We start from the raw sequence: 15,501 nt of genomic DNA, 5'->3' as shown, positions 1-15,501 counted from the left end.
AAGCGGTTCAGGCGCAAAGACCTTTCCCGCCCCTGGATCATTGCATGGCGTAGCATGAACAGAATGTTAATAGGGCTCAAATCACCCCATTTTGCGCCCGCGTGACATTCCGGCATCAACGCGCTTCGGCGTTCCTTTGTGATGTGTCCGCCGGCACGATGTGGACGATGTGGAAGCCGTTCTCCCGCAAATACCGCAGGAAAGCCGGCATCATGGCCGCTGTGCGCGCTTGGGCGTCGTGGAACAGGATGATGCCCTTGCCGGCGGCGGTGATCCGCTCGGTGATGAGCTTCAATTCCTGTTCCGGCGTCATGTCGTTCCAGTCGCTTGCCCAGAGATCGGCGCCGAACACGACGATGCCGCGCGCCTGGAGCAGGTCGAGCTGGGCCGGCGTGGATTCGAAATAGGGGAAGCGGAAGAACGGCGTCGACGGCGTCGAGGTCGAGACCCCGTGCAGCGCCATCTCGTCGGAGGCGATCCCGTGGTCGATCTCGTACCTCGCCGCATCGGCCGGGATCCGCGCCATGTGCGGATGCGACCAGGTGTGATGGCCGATGGTGTGGCCCTCACGGGCGATGCGCTTGACCATCTCAGGATGTTCGGCGGCGCTCCGGCCGACCAGGAAGAAGGTTGCGCGCACGCATTCCTGCGCCAGCGCCTCCAGCACCTTCGAGGTCGTCTTCGGACGCGGGCCGTCGTCGAATGTCAGCACCACCTCATGATCGGCGAGCGGCAGAGTCTGCGGAAAGCTCTTCAGGCCGACGCGCGGCGTGGTCTTGGCATCGACGCTCACGATCCGCGAGGTGCCGAGCGCATCCTCCCGCGGGCAGTCCGCGGCCTTCACCGAGCCGACCGCGGTGAGGGCGGCGAGCGCCAGGCCCAATGTGATCGAGGTCCATTTCGGCCACTGCATCTTTGCCATTGCGCTCCAGATTGCCCTGCGGGTATTGCCTGACTGTCAGCCCAAACCATCAACCTGTCAAACGCGAGGCGCACCATGGATGAACGGATGGATGACGCCGCTTCCGCCGACACATCGGTACTCGACCACGTCCCGATGCGCAATGAAGACGGCGAAATCAGGCAGGAATTCGTCGAGGAAATCGCCCATGCGATCGAGGCCGCCGACAGCGCCGCGTTGCGCGCCTGCGTTGCCGATCTGCACGAGGCCGATCTCGGCGATCTCATTGGGGCGCTCGCGCCCGACGATCGTGTCCGCCTGGTCGAGTTGACCGGAACCGACTTCGACTTCTCCGCACTGAACGAGGTCGACGAGGCCGTCCGCGATGAGATCCTCGACGAGCTGCCGCCCGAGACGGTGGCCGAGGGCGTCCGCGAGCTGGAATCCGACGACGCGGTCGAGCTGCTCGAAACCCTCGACGAGGAGGAGCAGGAGGAAATCCTCGAGAAGCTGCCGCTCCAGGAGCGGGTCGCGCTCGAGCGCAGCCTGCTCTATCCGGAAAACTCCGCGGGCCGGCGCATGCAGACCGAGTTCATCGCCGTGCCGCAGGACTTCACCGTCGGCCAGGCGATCGACTACATGCGCGATACGCCCGATCTGCCCGATCGTTTCTACGAGATCTACGTCGTCGACAAGGACCAGCACTGGCAGGGCGCGGTTCCGCTCGACGTGCTGTTGCGCGCGCGACGCCCGGTGCCGCTGACCGAGCTGACCGACGAGGATCGCCGCCGCGTCTCCGTCCTGGAGGACCAGGAGGAGGTGGCGCGCATGTTCGGCAAGTACAACCTCGTCGCGGCACCCGTGCTCGATACCCAGGACCGCCTCGTCGGCGTCATCACCGTCGACGACGTCGTCGACGTTATCGAGGAAGAGGCGGACGAGGACCTCAAGGCGCTCGGCGGTGTCACCAGCGACGAAGAATTGTCGGACACGTTTCTCACCATTGCGCGTGGCCGTTTCAACTGGCTGCTGATCAATCTCGCCACCGCCTTCCTGGCGTCATCCGTGCTCGGCCTGTTCGAGGGCCAGCTCGAACAGATGGTGGCGCTCGCAGTGCTGGCGCCGATCGTCGCGAGCCAGGGTGGCAATGCCGCGACCCAGACCATGACGGTTGCGGTGAGGGCGCTCGCGACCCGCGAGCTCGGCTCCTCCAACGCCTGGCGCGTGGTGATCCGCGAGACGCTGGTCGGTCTCGTCAACGGCGTCGGCTTCGCCGTGATTACCGGCATCGCCGCGGTGGCCTGGTTCAAGATCCCGGGTCTCGGCATCGTCATCGGGCTCGCGATGATCTGCAACCTCATCGCCGGCGCGCTCGGCGGCATCCTGATTCCGATGGCGCTCGAACGCGTCAGGGCCGATCCGGCCGTGGCGTCGGGCACGTTCGTCACGACCGTGACCGACGTCGTCGGCTTCTTCTCCTTCCTCGGCATAGCGACGCTGTGGTTCGGGTTGAAGTAGGGCCGGGCTTGGGATGCGGGGTTCGGACGAGCCGCATCCGGGCACGAGACCGTTTTTAATCCGACCTTAAGCGTGCTGCCGCATGATTGCCCGCGCTTGGGGGAATGAGCATGCGGTTGCGGCTGAAGGCGGATGGACGGGTCGTTGAGTTGCGGGACGGGCAGGAGTTTCCGGTCCAGCCGTCTCCGGCCGAGGCCGCGGCCGCGACTCCAGCAGCGGAGGTCGGCTCACCCGGGGTGCGCGATTTGCGCCGGCGCGCGTGTCTGACCCAGATGGAATTCGCCGCCAAGCTTGGCGTGCCGGTCGAGACCATCCGCAACTGGGAGCAGGGCAAGCGGGCCCCGCGAGGTCCCGCCCGTGCGTTGCTCGCCGTGATCGCGCATGCGCCCGATACGGTGTTCCAGGCGCTCGCCAAAGCCTGATCCCACCTCCCGTTTGCATCGTGCTGACGATCAGACGCGGCGTCCGTTGCACTCTGGCGGGCCGGGTCCATAATGACATCAGGACTGCCGCAACAGAGAGGATTCCTCATGCTGTTCGTCGAGGCCAATGGCGCGAGAATTCCGGCGATCGGGCTTGGGACCTGGGAGTTGAGCGGACGGACCTGCGCCCGTGTGGTGGAGCAGGCGCTCCGGCTCGGCTACCGCCACATCGACACCGCCCAGGTCTATGACAATGAGCGCGCGGTCGGCGACGGGCTGCGGGCCTCCGGCGTGCGCCGCGACGACGTCTTCGTCACCACCAAGGTCTGGACCAATCATTTTGCGCCCCATGACCTCGAGCGCTCGATCAAGGAGAGCCTGGTGCGCTTAAGGCTTCCCGCCGTCGACCTCGTGCTGCTGCACTGGCCCAATCCGCATGTGCCGCTGGCGGAGACGCTGGGTGCGCTGGCGCATGCCAAGCGCATGGGCCTCGCGCGCCACATCGGCGTATCCAATTTCACGGTGGCGCTGATCGAGCAGGCGGTCGCCCTGTTGAGCGAGCCGCTCGTCTGCAACCAGGTCGAATTTCACCCTTACCTCGACCAGGCGAAGGTGAGAGCGGCCTGCGATCGGCACGGGATGGCGCTCGTTGCCTACAGCCCGATCGCCAAGGGCCGCATCAAGGCCGACCAGACGCTCGCGGCCATCGGTCGCGCCCATCGCAAGACGCCGGCGCAGATCTGCCTGCGCTGGCTGGTGCAACAGAATGTGTCCGCCATTCCCAGAACGTCGCGCGTCGAGCGCCTGTCGGAAAACATCGAGATCTTCGATTTCGAGCTCTCGGATGAGGAGACGGCCCGGATCGCGGCGCTGGCCAGCCCGGACGGCCGCCTGACCGATTTCGCCTTCGCCCCGAAATGGGATTGAGGGGGCACTTGGGTATGCTAGGAGCAAAGCGGCAACCCAAGATCGGGCGATGGAACCGCGGAAGATCATACGGACGGACATTGCGGCGTCGGCGATTGCGCATTTGACGCTGGTCGCGCTGATCATCGTGATCAGCGAAGTCCATCCGTTTCATTCCGCGCCGCCCGAGACGGTTGCGGTCGACATCGTCACGCCGGAGCAGGTGAAGCAGGAAGAAGCCAAGGCGGAAGAGAAGGCGAAGGAGGAGGCCGCGAAGCCGCCTGAGCCGCTCCCCGAATTCAAGCTGCCGAAGCTGGATTTCACCGACAAGGACAAGCAGGACGCCCCGCCCAAGCCGGCGCCGGCCCAAGAGAAGGCAACGGAGAAGGCAACGGAGAAGGCGGGGCCGCCGCAGAAGCAGGCCTCGCCCGAGCCGCAACAGAAGCAGCAGCCTCAGCCGCCGCGGGCGAAGCAGCAAGAGGCGCAGCCACAACCGCAGCAATCTCAAGCGCAACAGCCGCCGCCGGCCGCGTCGCCGCAACCCCAGGCCGCCTCTCCGGCCTACAAGCCCCCGGAGCCCGATGTCACGGTCAAATACCACGTGATGCTGGGCCTGCCGCCTGCATTGCCGCCGGCGCCGATAGACGCCCCCAAGGATGATGGCGGCGATGCCAAGGATTCGATCGCAGCCACGCTGCCGCCAGAGGTCGTCGCCGAGCTTCGCCGTCACCTGCGGAGCTGTTCGAAACTGCCCGCGGAGGTCGCGCCGACCGATGCCGTGCGCATCAGGCTGCGCGTGGCGATGGCCACCGACGGCACGCTTGCGCGCGAGCCGATCCTGATCGAGGCGCCGCCGTCCGCGAAGGGCGTGGCCATCGTGAAATCAGCCATGAACGCGGTGCAGGCCTGTCAGCCCTACCAGATGCTGCCGCCCGACAAGTACGAGGAATGGAAGATCATGGACCTTTCATTCACGCCGCAGGATTTCGGGTCGTAGCCGGGTCGCGGGGCCGGCGGGCAAAATGCAGTTTGGAGAATGGCGACGCTGCCGCTGGTGCGGCTGCAGAGCGGGGCCGCATCGCGGTCTTGCGCCGTGCGGCGTGGCTGGCTCTACGCAGCTGCGCTGCACGCGGCAGCGCGTCCGGGACACGGGATTTCTCAACGACCGCGCTTCAGCCCTCCATCATCCACCGCCACGTTCGGCGCCATCGCCGCCCATGCATGCGAGGCGAATTGCCGGCGCCATGTCACGATCACCACGGCGGCGGTGGTCGCGAACAGCACCCAGGGGCTGACGAACCAGCCGAGATAGCCGAGCGCGAAGAAGAAGGCGCGCTGGCCGCGGTTGAAGTGGCGGCCGGCGGATTCGAACACACGCGTGGTGCGGATGACATGGGCCTCGGCCTCGGGTGTGTCGCGCATGGAGGCCGGCGGCATGCCGCCGAACAGGATCGCGACATAGTTGAAGAGCCGATAGGCCCAGGCGAATTTGAAGAAAGCATAGACGCAGATCAGCACCAGGCCGACGCATTTCAGCTCCCACAGGGCGGGCGAGGAGCTGAGGTCGATCGGCAGCTTGGCGAGAATGGCGATGGCGTCGTTGGTCGCATGCAGCAGCGCCAGCGCGCCGCCGAGCGCGAACAGGCTGGTGGAGGCGAAGAAGGCAGTGCCGTTCTGCAGCGAAGCCATGATCTGCATGTCGACCATGCGCGCCTCGCGGTCGAGCAGGCGGCGAACCCACACCTCGCGGTAGCGGTTCATCCGTGCCGACAGGCTGTCGCGGCCATAGGCGGAATGCTCGAGCGTGGCGGCATAGACCAGCCATTCGACGATGAAGAAGCCGACGGCGGTGATGTCGACCCAATGCCTGCTCATGTCTGTCTCCTCGCGGCCGACACGATTGCCATGCATGCCCGCGTGCGGCAACGATTGATTGGCGGCAGGCGATGGCGTTAAAAGCGGCGGCATCGACAAGACCTACGAAAGGACCAGCGGCATGGCAGTGCTCGAGCTCGCGATCGGCAACAAGAACTACTCGTCATGGTCGATGCGGCCCTGGCTCGCATTGCGCGCCAACGACATCCCTTTCGTGGAGACCGTGATCCCGCTCTACACCGGCAATCCCGCCGACAAGGAGCGGATCCTGTCGTTCAGCCGCGCCGGCAAGGTGCCGGTACTTGTCGACGGCGACATCACGGTTTGGGATTCGCTTGCCATCATCGAATACATCGCCGAGCGCTACCCGGAGAAGAAGCTGTGGCCCGACGACGCCGCGGCGCGCGCTTTTGCCCGTTCGGTATGTGCCGAGATGCATTCCGGATTCATGGCCCTGCGCAACGAATGCGGCATGAACCTGCACCGTCCCGTGCGCGCCGTGACGCTGTCGGCTGACGCCAGGGCCAACGTCGCACGGGTGCAGCAGATCTGGCGCGAATGCCGGACCCGCTACGGCGCCGGCGGGCCGTTCCTGTTTGGCCGTTTCGGTGCGGCCGATGCGATGTACGCGCCGGTCGTGCATCGCTTCCGGACCTACGCCATCGAAGTCACACCGGAGACCCAGGCTTACATGGACACGATGATGGCGATGCCGGCGTTCCAGGAATGGACCCGTGACGGTCTCGCCGAAACGCTTGTCATCGAAAGGTTCGAGACTGTCTGAATCAGGAGCATGATCCGGAAGAGCGGGCATCCGGTTTTTCGACGAGATCATGCCCGCCTAAAATGTGATTTGGCGCCGCTTGACGGCATGCTGGCTTGCGGCGCTCAATCGCAGGGACCAACGAAGAGGGCACGGCCATGGGAATTCTGGACTCGCTGGAGAACAACCCGGCACTGCGGAGCGCGCTCGGTCAACTCGGGGCGACCGTCCTTCCGGCCGTGTTGAGCGAGGTGCTCGGCAGCAACAACCAGGGCGGCCTGGGTGCGATCGTCGCAAAGCTCCAGCAGGCGGGCTTCGGCGACCAGGTGAAGTCCTGGCTGGGAAATGGCCAGAACCTGCCGATCTCTGCCGACCAGCTCCGCGCCGTGCTCGGCAACGATACGGTCCGCCAACTCGCTGCCCGTTACAATATTCCGGTCGACCAGCTCGGCGAGATCCTGGCCCAGGAGCTACCTAAGGCTGTGGATCAGGCGAGTCCCGACGGCCATCTTCCCCACGGTGCCTGAGGCCTGGTTCCAGCGGCGGTCCGGGCCGGCAAATGGTCCCGTTATCGTCCTGAAAAGACTTTGAAATTTGTGCGGTTGCCAGCCTCGCATGAGGCTGGTCAAAAACGCCGCATGCGTGCTATACAGCGGCGGGCTTCCAGCCGGCCTCGCAGTGGGACCACGGGCGAGGCAGGCGTTGTTTGAGTGATGGAGAGGGTGTTGAAGCACAAATTCCCGATTGGAACGCGCGTATCGTTCACGGCCAGCAACGTCGCGCGCCCGGCTGCCAGCGGCTCCTACGAGATCATCCGCCTCCTGCCGACGGAGGGCGACGACTGCCAATACCGGATCAAGAGCTCAACCGAAGCCTTCGAACGGGTCGCCAAGGAAAGCCAGCTCGCGCTCTCGTAACGCGCTGTCGGCACTGACATCACAGCCGAATTTGCTCCGCCCGCCGTCAAAAGGCCCGCTTCACCTCGACAAGGTGGGCGGTGGCAGCAGCCGGTTCGCGGTGCTCGTTTGACCATCAGCTGTTTGCTCGCGTGAGGGAATATCGCGCATGGACTGGGTATGGGCCTCGTCGCTCGACCAAATCTGGCGCTCGCCGGACGTCCCGATGTGGATGACGCTGGCCGCGACCGGCTTCTTCGGATTGGTCCTGCTGATCACGCTGCTGCGTACCGAGAGATCGGTCGTCAACGGCGCGCTGACCGTCATCACGCTGCTCTCGATCGGCATCATTGCGCTGTCCGCCACCATGCGAATCTTTGGGCCGTTGGGGCACGAAACCGCGACGGCGGAAGTCCGAACGCAAGCCACGGTAACCGCGGCCCTTCCCGCGCTCGCCTGCCTCGACGACCTCGCCGGCGATGCCGTGGCGATCGGTTGCGAGAAGGCATTGTTCGGTGCGCCAGATGCGGCGGCTGCGGCTGTCGCCTATACTGCCGCTCGGATCGATCGGCTGACTGCGCTCGGCGATGCTGCGACCGCAGACAAGAGCCTGACGCTCGAAGTCGAGGTTCTCAGGAAATCGCTGGAGCACGATCGCTACGGCCTCGTTGCGCAGGTGCTGGTGGCGCGCGATGGCTGCACGCGGTTCGATTGCCCGGCGTTCCGCTCGCTGACCGATCAGCAGCAGGTCGCCGCCAACATGGATTCCCATCTCTACGACACCCTGGTTGCGCGCTATGCGCCGACCTGGAATGCGCCGGTGGCGATGCCGCCGACGGGTGCGATTGCCGGGCTTGCGCCATCGATGCCGACGGGCAAGCCGACCAATGCGGAGTTCCCGAGCGCGTCGTCGACGCCGCCGGTGAGCATCATGAATCCGGAGCCGCCCGCGCGTCAGGCGCCGGCCGCCAACGCGGCCGCAACTCCGGCAGCTGCGCCACGCGCGGCGCAGGCGACAGCGCCACCGGCTGCGAAGAGGCCGCCCGCGCCAAAGGCCGCGCGCGCGCCGGCCGCGGCGCCGGTTCCGCTGGCGCCGCCGCCGAGCCCGGCTCCCGCAGCTGCGGATAACAACTAGTTCGGCTTTGAAAACCCGTCGCCAGCCCGCTAATGCTGGGGTCATGCCACTCCATCTGATCAAGCTTGCCGTCGGCTGCGACTCCGTCAAGGAATTGAAGGGGTGGGTCGCAGAACGGATGCAGACGGCCAAGAAAAAAGGCCTGCCGCAACACCACATCCACATCACCCGCATGGTGCCCAAGCGAGACGCCGAGATTCTGGCGGGCGGATCGCTTTATTGGGTCATCAAGGGCGAGATCGCCGCACGCGAAAAGATCATCGGCATCGAGCCATTCCGCGACAAGGACGGCATTGGGCGCTGCCGGATCGTGATGCAGCCGAAGATCGTCTCGGTGTCGCCGCGGCCGATGCGGCCATTCCAGGGCTGGCGCTATCTCACCGACCATTCCGTGCCGCCGGATCTCGGCAAGTCCGCCGCCAGCACCATCGCGGCGATGCCGGAGCCGATGCGGCGCGAGCTACGCGATCTCGGATTGCTCTGAGCATGATCCGGAAAACTGTGCAGCGGTTTTCCGGATCATGCTCATGCTCGAACAATAGACTGAAGCGCGATGACTTCATCGCGCTTCAGACCGCGATATGGTCGATCAGCCGCGTTTTGCCGAGCTTGGCTGCGACCAGGATCCGCAGCGGCCCGTCGCTGCGCGAAGTGACCGGCGCCAGCGTTTCGGCATGGCGGAGCTCGAAATTAGTCGAGCGCGAAGCCTGCCGCGTTGATCATCCCGGCGCCGCGCGCCATCCTCCTGGCGATGGTTTCGCCGGCGTGGATGCGGCGAGCGCTGTCCTTCATGACGCGGTGGAGGGTGGGGGCGGTCTGCCGCTCCTGGGGCGAGAGGTAGACGTTGCGCGGGGACATCGCCAGCGCGTCCCGCTCGCGTATGGTGCGGGAACCGATCACCTTGACGCCGAGCTCGAGATGCCCCGCCATCTACATCACCACGCGCAATTGCTGAAAGTCCCAGCCGGCTAACCTTAACAAGCGCGGGGCGTGGACGCCGTGCATCGCCATAGGCACAGCATCCTCTGCTGCGCGGATGTCGCGTCATTGCTGGATGGATCACAGAGGCGACACCGCAGTGCGATTCACGATGATCATCGGCGCACCGTGATTTCGTCATCCTGTCACGCATTTCACTTGACCACAGACGCGGCCAACTCGAAGATATTGTTCAGGGGTGTTGAGGATCGTCATGCTTGTGCAGGCTAGCCAAAGCCAATCCGGCTCGGCGCATGTCGTCGTGCTCGGCAATGAAAAGGGCGGCTCCGGCAAATCGACCACCGCCCTGCACATCGCAGTTGCTCTGCTGAAGGCCGGCCAGAGAGTCGCCACCATTGACCTCGACTGCCGTCAGCAAAGCTTCACCCGCTACATCAACAACCGCTCCAGCTGGGCGCGCCGCACCAAGCTCGAGCTCGAGCTGCCGGTGCATCGCTGTATCAAGCTCGGCGAGACCATGCAGATCGCCGAGAACGAGAATTCCGAGTTCCAGCAGTTCATCGAGGCGGTCTCGACGGTCGAGAGCAGCTTCGATTTCATCGTCATCGATACGCCCGGCACCGACAGCTATCTGATGCGGCTGGCTCATTCGATGGCCGACACGCTGGTCACGCCGATCAACGACAGCTTCCTCGACTTCGACGTCCTCGGCACCGTCGATCCGATCAATTACGCGGTAACAGGAGAAAGCCACTACGCGGAGATGGTGCGCGACGTCAGGCGCAAGCGCCGCCAGCTCGATGGCTCGACCACGGACTGGATCGTAGTGCGCAACCGCCTGTCGATGCTCGGCTCGCGTAACAAGCAGCTCGTCGCCGACGGGCTGAAGGATTTGTCGCTGCGGCTCGGCTTCCGCTACGTCGACGGTTTCGCCGAGCGCGTGGTCTATCGCGAGTTCTTCCCGCGCGGGCTGACCGCTCTGGACGAGATCGACGAGGCGACGCTTGGGATGCGACCTAATCTCGGCCATCTCACGGCTCGGGAGGAGGTCACGAGCCTGCTCCGTCAGCTCAAGCTGCCGCTTGATGAGCGCGGCCGCCGCCGTGCGGCAAATCGCGCCGAGTGGTTCAGCCAAATCGACAAACCGCTCGAGGTTCACGATATCCTTGAGGCCTAGGCGGTACGTCGCTACTTCCAGTGGACCATGACGCGAGTTCCCGGGAACCCGTCACGTCCCAACGCGTTTTCACCGAGCATTCACCGTGAAATTGAACCGTGTCGTGACGGGTCGCGCCGGATGGTCATCTGGACGCCGATTGTAGTGGTTTCAGAGCAGGTTGCCCACCAAACGTGTGCGTCGCACAATGAGAGGGCTGCCGAACCACAATATTTAGCCTTTCTGTCACGCGCCTGTGACATATATTAGGGAATAGGCGCGAAGGGAGCCGAAGAGCTCCTCGAACAACACGATTTTCAACAGGGATCAGGCCGCAAGAGCCTGAGGCTGAGGACGAAAATGAAGCGCGGAATTGCCGTTCTGGTTTCTGTCGGAGCCCTCTTCGGCGTCGCCTATTTCACGGCGAGCAAGTGGGCCATCAAGCACGAGACCATCACCTTCTACGACGCTTCGCGCGATAACCGTCCCGTGCCTGTCGACATCGCGATCCGTCGCGATAAGGAAATGCAGGCCAATGCCGGCATGATCACCTTGCCGGTTGCGGTCATCAATCACGGCAACACGGTCAAGAATACCGAATACGGATTCCTCGCCAACATCTTTGCGGCGCGCGGCTATCTCGTCGTCAGCCCGCAGCATGATTTGCCGACCGATCCGCCGATGGTGACCAAGCCCGGCGAGCTCTATGTCGGCCGCCTGCCGCAGATCCTGCGCGGCGTCGCCAATATCCATCTGGCGATGCAGGAAATGAAGAAGGTTCAGCCCAACGCCGACTACGCCAAGGTGACGATGGTCGGTCATTCCATGGGCGGCGACATCACGATGTATTTCGCCAAGCAGTACCCGGAGGAGGTCAAGAAGGTCGTGACGCTGGACAATCTTCGCGTGCCTTTCGTGACCGGCGGCAAATTCAAGATCCTGTCGTTCCGTTCTCATGATCCGCAGTTCAAGACCGATCCGGGCGTGATCCCGACCGAAGAGGAATGTGAGAAGGACGGAATTCAGGTCGTGAAGACCGACTTCCAGCACAATGACATGCGCGACACCGGCCCGGATGACGCCAAGAGCTCGATCCAGGGCATGCTGGATAAATTCCTCAGCGACACCGACAGCGCGATCGCGCCGGTCGACACCCGCGCGGCTCCGCCCAAGATCCTGGAGCCCGGTCCGGTCGCTCTGATGGCGCCGGCCAAGAGCTGATCGGAAGGCGTTGATCGTTCCAAACAAGTCCCAAAACCTCCGCCGGCTCCCGCCCGCGGAGGTTTTGCTCATTGACCGGGCAGGGCACGCTATCCACATTGGTGGTATGAGACGAAGTGCGACCTCAGATGTCCGGCGACTCCATCAAACCGCGCAGTAGCGATGCCTTGTCGGCCGAGGCCGAAAGCAACGGCGCATTGCCGCGGGCAAAGACCTCGACGTCGGAGGACGTCGCCGCCTTCGTCGCCAAGGCGCGTGCGCTGTCGCCGCATGCGCCCGGTGCGAAGGGCCGGCTGATCTTCGCACTGGATGCGACGATGAGCCGGCAGCCGACCTGGGACATGGCCTGCGCACTTCAGGCGGACATGTTTCGCGAGGCTGCAGCGCTCGGCAGCCTCGACATCCGGCTTGTCTACTATCGTGGCTTCAACGAATGTCGCGCCACGGGGTGGATTTCCGAAAGCAGCAAGCTTGCGACGCTGATGAGCAAGATCGATTGCCGCGGCGGCGACACCCAGATCGGCAGGGTGTTGACCGATGCGCGGCGCGAGGCTGTTGCATCAGGCGTGCGCGCCGTGGTCTTCGTCGGCGATGCCATGGAGGAGAAAGTCGATGCGTTGTGCGCCAAGGCCGGCGAGCTTGGTATGTTGAAAGTGCCGGTCTTCCTGTTTCAGGAAGGCCATGATGCGGGCGCCGAGCAGGCGTTTCGCGAGATCGCGCGGCTGACGGGTGGCGCCTGGTGCCGGTTCGATCCTGGCGCGGCGGCGCAGCTGCGCGAACTGTTGCGGGCTGCTGCGGCCTATGCGGCGGGCGGGCGCGAGGCGCTGCTGAACTTGGCGAAGACGGCGCGCGGTGCGGCGCAGCTGATCGGGCAAATGAAGTAGCAGGTCAAGCCGGGCCGCGCCTCACTCGTTTCGCGTGCCAATCGCGGGCTCGAAGGACGCCATGCTTTTTGACCAGAGGCCGACTATAGTCCCGTCATGACTCTCATCGCCGGCGTTGTCGCCGTTATCACGCTCTATCTGTTGCTCCAGATGTTCCGATCGGCCAATCCGGCGGCGCTGGCGCGTGCCATCAAGTTCGGCGGAGGCGTGGTCGCGCTCGCCGTGGCGGCCTTTACAGGCTTGAGGGGCGAATTGGCGGTCGCGATCCCGCTTGGAATATTCGGCGCTGGATTGCTGGGCTGGACGCCGCTCGCGAATGCGGGCTTTGGCAATATTGGTGGACTGTTCGGGGGTGGTGCGGCGCGCTCGTCCGGCCAGGGTTCGCGCGTGCGCTCACAATTCCTGGATATGCGGCTCGATCACGATTCCGGCCAGCTTGCGGGCCAGATCGTCGCCGGGCCCCACGCCGGACGTAATCTCGACGAGTTCGATCTCGCAAGCCTGCTGGCGATGGTCCCGGCGTTCGACGCCGAGAGCGTGGCCTTACTTGAAAGCTATCTGGACCGCAGGTTTCCCGCTTGGCGTCAGAACGCGCAAGGCGACGCGGCAGGGGGGCAGCGCCGCACGGCGGCGAGCGGCAAAATGACGGCGGAGGAGGCCTATCAGATCCTTGGCCTGCAGCCGGGGGCGGGGCGCGACGACATCAGCCGAGCGCACAAGTCCCTCATGAAGAAACTGCATCCCGACCAGGGGGGCTCGACGTACCTCGCTGCCCGGGTAAACGAGGCCAAGGATACTCTGCTTCGTACGCATAACGGCTAACTCCGGCACCACGCCACAAACGCCCGTACCGCGTGAGCTCTGCTTGCTCTGTCTGCCGTCGCCCCGCTGCCCGCCATTGTCGGCGTGGTCGATCTCTTGAGCAAAGTTTTAACCGTAAATTCTTGACGAGAGGTTGTCGCGGAACAGCTTCCAGCGCCAACGCGTCCAAAAACAAAAATGCCCGCGCAAGGCGCGGGCATTTTGCTTGGAAGGGCAAGTGAGCTCAGTTGCGCAAGGTCATGCAGGAGATGTCGGCGTGCTTCAGCGCCCGGCACACCGCTTCGGCCTGGTCGCGTTCGAGCCCCGCGAAGCGGGCGCGGTAGAGCTTGCGGTTGTCCCTGGCGACGACAGTTTCGGTGAACGGATCAGCCTTGCTGAGCAGGCCGCGGGCCGAGTTGCGGGCCGCTTCAATCCGCTGCTGGGCTTCGCTCTCGCTCTCGAGCGCACCGACCTGAACGATCCAACCGCTATGGGTGACGGCCGGCTTGGTCGTGGCGCCCGTCTGGATCGGCTGCGGTGCCGGATCGGCGGAGGCAAGCTTGGCGACGGGGGCGGCCGCCGTGGTAGCCGCCGGCAGCACGCCGAGGATACCGTTCCCGGTGCCGAAGCCCGCCGGCTGCTGCGGCAGCTCGGCATGGGTGGGCTCCGGCTTGTTGATGGTGTCGGCCCTGGCGACCACGGCGCCGGATGTCTCCGCGATATCGTTGCGGGGCGAAATCGTGTTGGTGACTTGTGGCGCGACCTGCGCCGGCGCGGCGGACGCAACCTTCACAGCGCCGGCCTTGACTTGAACCGTCTTGACCCGCACCGGCTTCATCGGCTCGGACGAACCCGGGATCACGGAGAGCGGCTGGCTCGCGATCACGCCATTGGTGAGCGGCGCGGGCTCGATCTTGGACTCCATGGGCCTGGCCTCGGGCTTGGGCTGAGGCGGCGGCATTGCCGCGGTCGCAGCTGCAAGCGTCGACAGGCGCGAGGCAAAACGTGGCGCGGGCGCCACGGGCGCAGGAGCAGCTGCGGTCTGGACCTGTTGAGCAGGGCGGACCGGGGAATCAGATGCATCCGCGACGTCGGTGCCGGGCTCAGCGCTGTTGCGCTCGGTCACCGCGGCAACAGTGTGGGTGGTCGCGCCCTTGTCGAGGTTCTCCGCGAGCAAGTTGCGCATGATGGCGTCGCGCGAGCCGCCGCTGCGTCCGCCAAGTACCACGCCGATCAGGAAGCGATTGCCGCGGTGAATCGAGCTCACGAGATTGAAGCCGGAGGCGCGGGTGTAGCCGGTCTTGATGCCGTCGACGCCTTCGACGCTGCCGAGCAGGTGATTGTGGCCGGTAATGGTGTGGCCGCGGAAGTTGAAGGCAGTAGTCGAGAAATAGCGATAGTAGCGCGGGAAGCGCTCCTGGATGGCGCGGCCGAGCGTGGCCTGGTCGCGCGCGGTGGTAACCTGCTCGTCGTTGGGAAGGCCGTTGGCGTTGCGGTAGATCGTCCTGGACATGCCGAGCGCATGCGCCTTGCGCGTCATCATCGCGGCGAAATCGTCCTCGTCACCGGCGATCGCTTCGGCGATCACAACCGCAGCGTCATTGGCCGAGCGTGTGATGAGGCCCTTGATCGCGTCCTCGACGCGGATCGTCTGGCCGGCCCGCAGGTTCAGCTTGGTCGGATCCTGGTCGGCGGCGTGCTGGGACACCGGCATCTCGGTGTCGAGCTTCATCTTGCCGGACTCGAGACGCTCGAACAGCAGATAAAGCGTCATGATCTTGGTAAGCGAAGCCGGATGGCGAATGCCATCGGGGCTGGTCGACTGGAGCACAGCGCCGGAATTGCCGTCGACGATGATCGACGCGAATTGCGGGCTGTAGCTCTCGGAGGCCTCGCGATGCACGCGGTGATGCGCGGAGTGACGCCGGTAGCGCCGTGCGTCCGCGGCGTCGGTCGTGAAGATGACGGCTGTGGTGACCGTGAGAAGTCCGAAAATGCCAACCCGCGCCAAGCGCGAAGAAGACCAATTGTTACGAAGCATGGAACCCCGTCCCCGTTTGTGACTTGATCACCGGCTCGTGAGG

At 64.8% G+C, this 15,501-nt stretch carries 16 protein-coding genes and 1 pseudogene; 13 read left to right on the top strand and 4 right to left on the bottom strand.

What is annotated here, in order from left to right; genetic code table 11:
• Positions 1 to 115 precede the first annotated feature (115 nt).
• Entirely contained in the window at positions 116 to 922 is an 807-nt protein-coding gene (locus tag BM222_RS29545) for a polysaccharide deacetylase family protein (RefSeq protein ID WP_092236072.1), read from the bottom strand.
• A gap of 75 nt (positions 923 to 997) precedes the next feature.
• On the opposite strand from BM222_RS29545, the gene mgtE reads away from it, so the two are divergent.
• The 4 genes from mgtE to tolA all read left to right on the top strand — a co-directional run bounded on the left by mgtE (position 998) and on the right by tolA (position 4,744).
• Positions 998 to 2,419 carry a magnesium transporter gene (mgtE, locus tag BM222_RS29540; RefSeq protein WP_092236069.1) on the top strand — a complete coding sequence of 474 codons (1,422 nt, stop codon included), beginning with the start codon at positions 998 to 1,000 and terminating at the stop codon, positions 2,417 to 2,419.
• 104 nt (positions 2,420 to 2,523) lie between these two features.
• A complete protein-coding gene (locus BM222_RS29535; protein WP_092236066.1) occupies positions 2,524 to 2,841 on the top strand; it encodes a helix-turn-helix domain-containing protein in 318 nt (105 codons plus the stop codon).
• A gap of 108 nt (positions 2,842 to 2,949) precedes the next feature.
• Entirely contained in the window at positions 2,950 to 3,768 is an 819-nt protein-coding gene (locus tag BM222_RS29530) for an aldo/keto reductase (RefSeq protein WP_092236064.1), read from the top strand.
• A 49-nt stretch (positions 3,769 to 3,817) separates the two neighbouring features.
• Positions 3,818 to 4,744: a cell envelope integrity protein TolA gene (gene tolA, locus BM222_RS29525; protein ID WP_092236062.1), complete on the top strand. Its 927-nt coding sequence runs from the start codon at positions 3,818 to 3,820 to the stop codon at positions 4,742 to 4,744.
• A 161-nt stretch (positions 4,745 to 4,905) separates the two neighbouring features.
• On the opposite strand, the gene BM222_RS29520 is transcribed toward tolA, so the two are convergent.
• Positions 4,906 to 5,622 (bottom strand): DUF599 domain-containing protein, encoded by a 717-nt coding sequence (locus BM222_RS29520; RefSeq protein ID WP_092236122.1) that lies wholly within the window; start codon positions 5,620 to 5,622, stop codon positions 4,906 to 4,908.
• Positions 5,623 to 5,743: 121 nt separating this feature from the next.
• Here BM222_RS29520 and BM222_RS29515 point away from each other — a divergent pair, with 121 nt between their 5' ends.
• From BM222_RS29515 to BM222_RS29495, 5 genes are all read left to right on the top strand, one after another.
• Positions 5,744 to 6,406, top strand: coding sequence for a glutathione S-transferase family protein (locus tag BM222_RS29515; RefSeq protein WP_092236119.1), 663 nt, complete (start codon positions 5,744 to 5,746; stop codon positions 6,404 to 6,406).
• A 137-nt stretch (positions 6,407 to 6,543) separates the two neighbouring features.
• Positions 6,544 to 6,912, top strand: a complete 369-nt coding sequence (locus tag BM222_RS29510; RefSeq protein WP_177243546.1) for a YidB family protein — start codon at positions 6,544 to 6,546, stop codon at positions 6,910 to 6,912.
• 186 nt (positions 6,913 to 7,098) lie between these two features.
• On the top strand, positions 7,099 to 7,302 hold the full coding sequence (locus BM222_RS29505; protein WP_092236060.1) for a hypothetical protein: 204 nt from the start codon (positions 7,099 to 7,101) through the stop codon (positions 7,300 to 7,302).
• A gap of 148 nt (positions 7,303 to 7,450) precedes the next feature.
• Complete coding sequence (locus tag BM222_RS29500; protein WP_092236056.1) at positions 7,451 to 8,416, top strand: hypothetical protein; 966 nt, start codon at positions 7,451 to 7,453, stop codon at positions 8,414 to 8,416.
• A gap of 43 nt (positions 8,417 to 8,459) precedes the next feature.
• Positions 8,460 to 8,900, top strand: a complete 441-nt coding sequence (locus BM222_RS29495; protein WP_092236054.1) for a DUF1489 family protein — start codon at positions 8,460 to 8,462, stop codon at positions 8,898 to 8,900.
• Positions 8,901 to 8,985: 85 nt separating this feature from the next.
• Here the strand turns inward: BM222_RS29495 and BM222_RS29490 are convergent.
• Positions 8,986 to 9,376 (bottom strand): annotated as a pseudogene (locus BM222_RS29490) (pantoate--beta-alanine ligase); the annotation flags it as partial.
• A gap of 232 nt (positions 9,377 to 9,608) precedes the next feature.
• Here BM222_RS29490 and BM222_RS29485 point away from each other — a divergent pair.
• The 4 genes from BM222_RS29485 (at position 9,609) to BM222_RS29470 (ending at position 13,438) form a co-directional block, all read left to right on the top strand.
• Positions 9,609 to 10,532, top strand: coding sequence for a division plane positioning ATPase MipZ (locus tag BM222_RS29485; protein ID WP_092236053.1), 924 nt, complete (start codon positions 9,609 to 9,611; stop codon positions 10,530 to 10,532).
• Positions 10,533 to 10,871: 339 nt separating this feature from the next.
• Positions 10,872 to 11,732 (top strand): alpha/beta fold hydrolase, encoded by an 861-nt coding sequence (locus tag BM222_RS29480; RefSeq protein WP_092236052.1) that lies wholly within the window; start codon positions 10,872 to 10,874, stop codon positions 11,730 to 11,732.
• Between the two features lie 128 nt (positions 11,733 to 11,860).
• Positions 11,861 to 12,616: a hypothetical protein gene (locus BM222_RS29475; RefSeq protein ID WP_092236050.1), complete on the top strand. Its 756-nt coding sequence runs from the start codon at positions 11,861 to 11,863 to the stop codon at positions 12,614 to 12,616.
• Between the two features lie 96 nt (positions 12,617 to 12,712).
• The gene (locus tag BM222_RS29470) at positions 12,713 to 13,438 is read left to right on the top strand and encodes a DnaJ domain-containing protein (RefSeq protein ID WP_092236048.1); all 726 of its coding nucleotides are present in this window, start codon (positions 12,713 to 12,715) and stop codon (positions 13,436 to 13,438) included.
• 223 nt (positions 13,439 to 13,661) lie between these two features.
• On the opposite strand, the gene BM222_RS29465 is transcribed toward BM222_RS29470, so the two are convergent.
• Positions 13,662 to 15,458 carry a D-alanyl-D-alanine carboxypeptidase gene (locus BM222_RS29465; protein WP_092236047.1) on the bottom strand — a complete coding sequence of 599 codons (1,797 nt, stop codon included), beginning with the start codon at positions 15,456 to 15,458 and terminating at the stop codon, positions 13,662 to 13,664.
• Positions 15,459 to 15,501 lie beyond the last annotated feature (43 nt).

It is taken from the genome of Bradyrhizobium sp. Gha, from assembly GCF_900113735.1.
Classification (GTDB): Bacteria; Pseudomonadota; Alphaproteobacteria; order Rhizobiales; family Xanthobacteraceae; genus Bradyrhizobium.
This window is presented reverse-complemented; position numbering and strand designations above follow the sequence as displayed.

Coding starts and splice junctions, on each gene's coding strand:
- BM222_RS29535 (WP_092236066.1), top strand. CDS start 2,524: ATGAGCATGCGGTTGCGGCTGAAGGCGGATGGACGGGTCGTTGAGTTG.
- BM222_RS29530 (WP_092236064.1), top strand. CDS start 2,950: ATGCTGTTCGTCGAGGCCAATGGCGCGAGAATTCCGGCGATCGGGCTT.
- BM222_RS29470 (WP_092236048.1), top strand. CDS start 12,713: ATGACTCTCATCGCCGGCGTTGTCGCCGTTATCACGCTCTATCTGTTG.
- BM222_RS29480 (WP_092236052.1), top strand. CDS start 10,872: ATGAAGCGCGGAATTGCCGTTCTGGTTTCTGTCGGAGCCCTCTTCGGC.
- tolA (WP_092236062.1), top strand. CDS start 3,818: ATGGAACCGCGGAAGATCATACGGACGGACATTGCGGCGTCGGCGATT.
- BM222_RS29510 (WP_177243546.1), top strand. CDS start 6,544: ATGGGAATTCTGGACTCGCTGGAGAACAACCCGGCACTGCGGAGCGCG.
- BM222_RS29475 (WP_092236050.1), top strand. CDS start 11,861: ATGTCCGGCGACTCCATCAAACCGCGCAGTAGCGATGCCTTGTCGGCC.
- BM222_RS29545 (WP_092236072.1), bottom strand. CDS start 922: ATGGCAAAGATGCAGTGGCCGAAATGGACCTCGATCACATTGGGCCTG.
- BM222_RS29515 (WP_092236119.1), top strand. CDS start 5,744: ATGGCAGTGCTCGAGCTCGCGATCGGCAACAAGAACTACTCGTCATGG.
- mgtE (WP_092236069.1), top strand. CDS start 998: ATGGATGAACGGATGGATGACGCCGCTTCCGCCGACACATCGGTACTC.
- BM222_RS29465 (WP_092236047.1), bottom strand. CDS start 15,458: ATGCTTCGTAACAATTGGTCTTCTTCGCGCTTGGCGCGGGTTGGCATT.
- BM222_RS29520 (WP_092236122.1), bottom strand. CDS start 5,622: ATGAGCAGGCATTGGGTCGACATCACCGCCGTCGGCTTCTTCATCGTC.
- BM222_RS29500 (WP_092236056.1), top strand. CDS start 7,451: ATGGACTGGGTATGGGCCTCGTCGCTCGACCAAATCTGGCGCTCGCCG.
- BM222_RS29495 (WP_092236054.1), top strand. CDS start 8,460: ATGCCACTCCATCTGATCAAGCTTGCCGTCGGCTGCGACTCCGTCAAG.
- BM222_RS29485 (WP_092236053.1), top strand. CDS start 9,609: ATGCTTGTGCAGGCTAGCCAAAGCCAATCCGGCTCGGCGCATGTCGTC.
- BM222_RS29505 (WP_092236060.1), top strand. CDS start 7,099: ATGGAGAGGGTGTTGAAGCACAAATTCCCGATTGGAACGCGCGTATCG.